This window comes from Odoribacter sp. (assembly GCF_985060555.1).
In genome coordinates, this window is the sequence record NZ_CFKYFN010000001.1 from 1 (window position 1) to 3,150 (window position 3,150).

4 protein-coding genes are annotated in these 3,150 nt (G+C 40.9%); all 4 read left to right on the forward strand.

Annotated elements, in window-relative coordinates; translation table 11 throughout:
• The first annotated feature begins 80 nt into the window (after positions 1-80).
• The 4 genes from AC5RDS_RS00005 to AC5RDS_RS00020 all read left to right on the forward strand — a co-directional run bounded on the left by AC5RDS_RS00005 (position 81) and on the right by AC5RDS_RS00020 (position 2,828).
• Positions 81-734, forward strand: coding sequence for an ABC transporter ATP-binding protein (locus AC5RDS_RS00005; protein WP_013613667.1), 654 nt, complete (start codon positions 81-83; stop codon positions 732-734).
• Positions 735-1,012: 278 nt separating this feature from the next.
• Entirely contained in the window at positions 1,013-1,615 is a 603-nt protein-coding gene (gene bamJ, locus AC5RDS_RS00010) for a BamJ family beta-barrel-assembly machinery protein (RefSeq protein WP_013613666.1), read from the forward strand.
• A 33-nt stretch (positions 1,616-1,648) separates the two neighbouring features.
• Positions 1,649-2,365 (forward strand): BamJ family beta-barrel-assembly machinery protein, encoded by a 717-nt coding sequence (bamJ, locus tag AC5RDS_RS00015; RefSeq protein WP_013613665.1) that lies wholly within the window; start codon positions 1,649-1,651, stop codon positions 2,363-2,365.
• Between the two features lie 88 nt (positions 2,366-2,453).
• Complete coding sequence (locus AC5RDS_RS00020) at positions 2,454-2,828, forward strand: DUF3127 domain-containing protein (RefSeq protein WP_013613664.1); 375 nt, start codon at positions 2,454-2,456, stop codon at positions 2,826-2,828.
• Positions 2,829-3,150 lie beyond the last annotated feature (322 nt).

Genomic DNA, 3,150 nt, shown 5'->3' on the forward strand with positions numbered 1-3,150 from the left:
AATGGGACGTTTTCCACACGAAATTAAATATTATTTTGACTTTATTCCCTATCTTTACAGCGAAAATTAAAAGAAATTGGATGATTGAGGTCAAAAATATCAAAAAAAGTTACGGAACACTACAGGTTTTAAAAGGCATCGATCTGATCATTCCCGAAAAACAAATTGTGACGATCGTCGGGGCTAGTGGAGCCGGGAAAAGTACTTTGCTGCACATTATAGGCACCTTAGACTACCCGGATGAAGGAGAGGTATGGTATGAACAGGACAACGTCGCTCACTATTCGGCCAATAAATTAGCAAATTTCCGAAATAACAATATCGGTTTTGTTTTCCAGTTTCACCATTTGCTACCGGAATTCACTGCTTTGGAGAACGTATGTATGCCAGCCTGGATCAAGGGAGTCCCCCGGAAAGAGGCCGAAAAAAAAGCACTCGGACTGCTGGAATTAATGGGATTGCAAGACCGGATCTCTCATAAACCGTCAGAACTTTCGGGAGGAGAACAACAACGGGTATCCGTCGCCAGAGCCCTGATCAATTCCCCAAAAGTGGTCCTGGCCGACGAACCTTCGGGTAATCTGGATACACATACTAAAAACGAACTGCACCAATTATTTTTCTCCTTACGCGACGAGTTAGGACAAACTTTTGTTATCGTCACTCACGATACGGAACTGGCGGAGATGGCAGATTCGAAGATTTGCTTGAGCGATGGACAGATAAAAGGCTAAAGGCTATAAGCTAAAAGCTAGAGGCTATAAGCTAAAAGCTAGAGGCTATAAGCTAAAAGCTAGAGGCTATAAGCTAAAAGCTAAAAGCTAAAGGGAAAAAGTATAAGGGAAAAGGGAAAAAAGGGGGGGAAATAAAAGAATCGAGGGGAAAAGGGAAACAGAGGAGAAAGAGTTTACGTAAAACAGACAAGTGTTTATTCAAACACTTTTTAGTCTTAACTTTTTACTTTTTACCATTTTAGTGTATCTTTGCGCGATTAATAATTAATAGATAAAGAATGAAATACACAGACGAACTTGACAAAGTCAGCTACAGCTTAGGACTTAGCATTGCCAGCAATTTGATTTCTTCCGGAGTAACCACGATCAATGCAGAAGCATTTATCGACGGTCTGAATGTCGTATTCAGTGGTAAGATGCCGGAAATCATGCCGGATGAAGCCAATAATATCTTACAGGATTATTTCGACAAACTCCAGCAAGCAAAAGGAAAAGAGGCAAAAGCTGAAGGCGAAAAGTTCCTGGCAGAAAACAAGAAAAAAGAAGGCGTAGTTGCACTTCCGAGCGGATTACAATATAAAATCCTGACTGCTGGCAATGGCCCAAAACCCAAAGCTTCGGATACGGTAAAGTGTCATTATGAAGGTCGTCTGATCAATGGTACTGTTTTCGATTCATCTATCCGCAGAAACGAACCGGCAGAATTCCCGGTAAGCGGAGTGATCGCCGGTTGGGTAGAAGCCCTGCAATTGATGCCTGTAGGATCGAAATGGCAACTTTATATTCCTTCCGAACTGGCTTATGGCACACACGGCGCAGGTCAGTCGATCGGACCGAACCAAACCCTGATTTTCGATGTCGAACTGTTGGCTATTATCTAAAACATTAAAATTTAATTCAATAAAATTCAAAACATGAAAGCTAAAAATTTACTACTTACTCTGGCAGTAGGTGCAATGGCTATCAGCTGTAACAACAGCGGTTCCATGACACAAACTTCTGCTTCTTTGAAAACAACGGCCGACTCAGCCAGTTTTTATATCGGTTACATGTACGGCTCAGGCCTGCAACAAATGGGTTTCTCCGAGGTTAACCGCGAAGCTTTGATCGCCGGTTTGAATTCAGCTATAGCCAAAAAAGAAGTGGGAAAAGACCCACGCGAAATCCAAATGTTCCTGAACGGATTCATGCAGGAAGTGGCTATGAAAAAAGCAACGGAAAATGCAGAAAAAGGAAAGAAATTCCTGGAAGAAAATGCAAAGAAATCTGGCGTAGATACTTTAGCTAACGGTATCCAATACAAGATCATCAAAAAAGGAGAAGGTGCAAAACCGGCAGCTACCGATATGGTCAAAGTACATTACAGAGGCACCTTGATCGACGGAACTGAATTCGATTCTTCTATCAAAAGAGGCGAACCGGTAGAATTTCCTTTGAATCGGGTAATCCCGGGATGGACGACTGCTTTACAACAAATGCCTGTCGGATCGAAATGGGAAATCTTTATCCCGTCGGATCAGGCTTACGGCCCAAGAGGAAACGGCTCCATCGGACCGAACGAAACCCTGATTTTCGAAGTCGAACTGTTAGACATCGTTACACCGGACGCTAAAGAAGCTGATCAAAAATAATCTCCCTATAGGGAACTTCAATGTGAACCCGAGGTAATACCCCCGGGTTTCACTTTTTAATTAGCTAAATCAAAAAAACTCCACATACATGAATTACGAAATAGTCGGGAAACTGATTTTCAAAGAAGAAACCCAACACATCAGTGACCGGTTCCAAAAAAGGGAATTTGTCATCGAAGTAGAGAACGAAAAAAACTCACAATGGAATGACTTCGTAAAAGTACAATTGATACAAGATCGGTGTGACCTGCTCGAAAATATCGATTTAAACGAAAATATTAAAGTATATTTCAATATCCGGGGCAGAAAATGGGAAAATAAAGGACAAGTATCTTATTTTACCAATCTCGAAGGCTGGCGGATTGAAAAAGTAGCCCCCCAGAATCCGGCAAATATTCCCGTACCGGAATATCGTGTAGAAGATATCCCCCCGATGCCTGAAGCCGACGATTTGCCTTTTTAAGAGTTAGAGAGTTACTGAGTTAGAGAGTTGCTAAGAGGAAGGCTATAATCGTTATTGAATTTTTTCTGTTTTATAATCTGTTAAAAAAACAAAAACGAGAAAGAGAAATCAAAATTTTTAAATAAACGGAAAGTAATCTATTGAAACTAAAAATGATAAAATTGATTTTTACATTAGAATACATTGAAAATCAATAACTTACAAACAAACTCAGCAACTCTACAACTCAGCAACTCAGCAACTCTACAACTCAGCAACTCTACAACTCAGCAACTCTACAACTCAGCAACTCTACAACTCAGCAACTCTACAACTCAGCAAC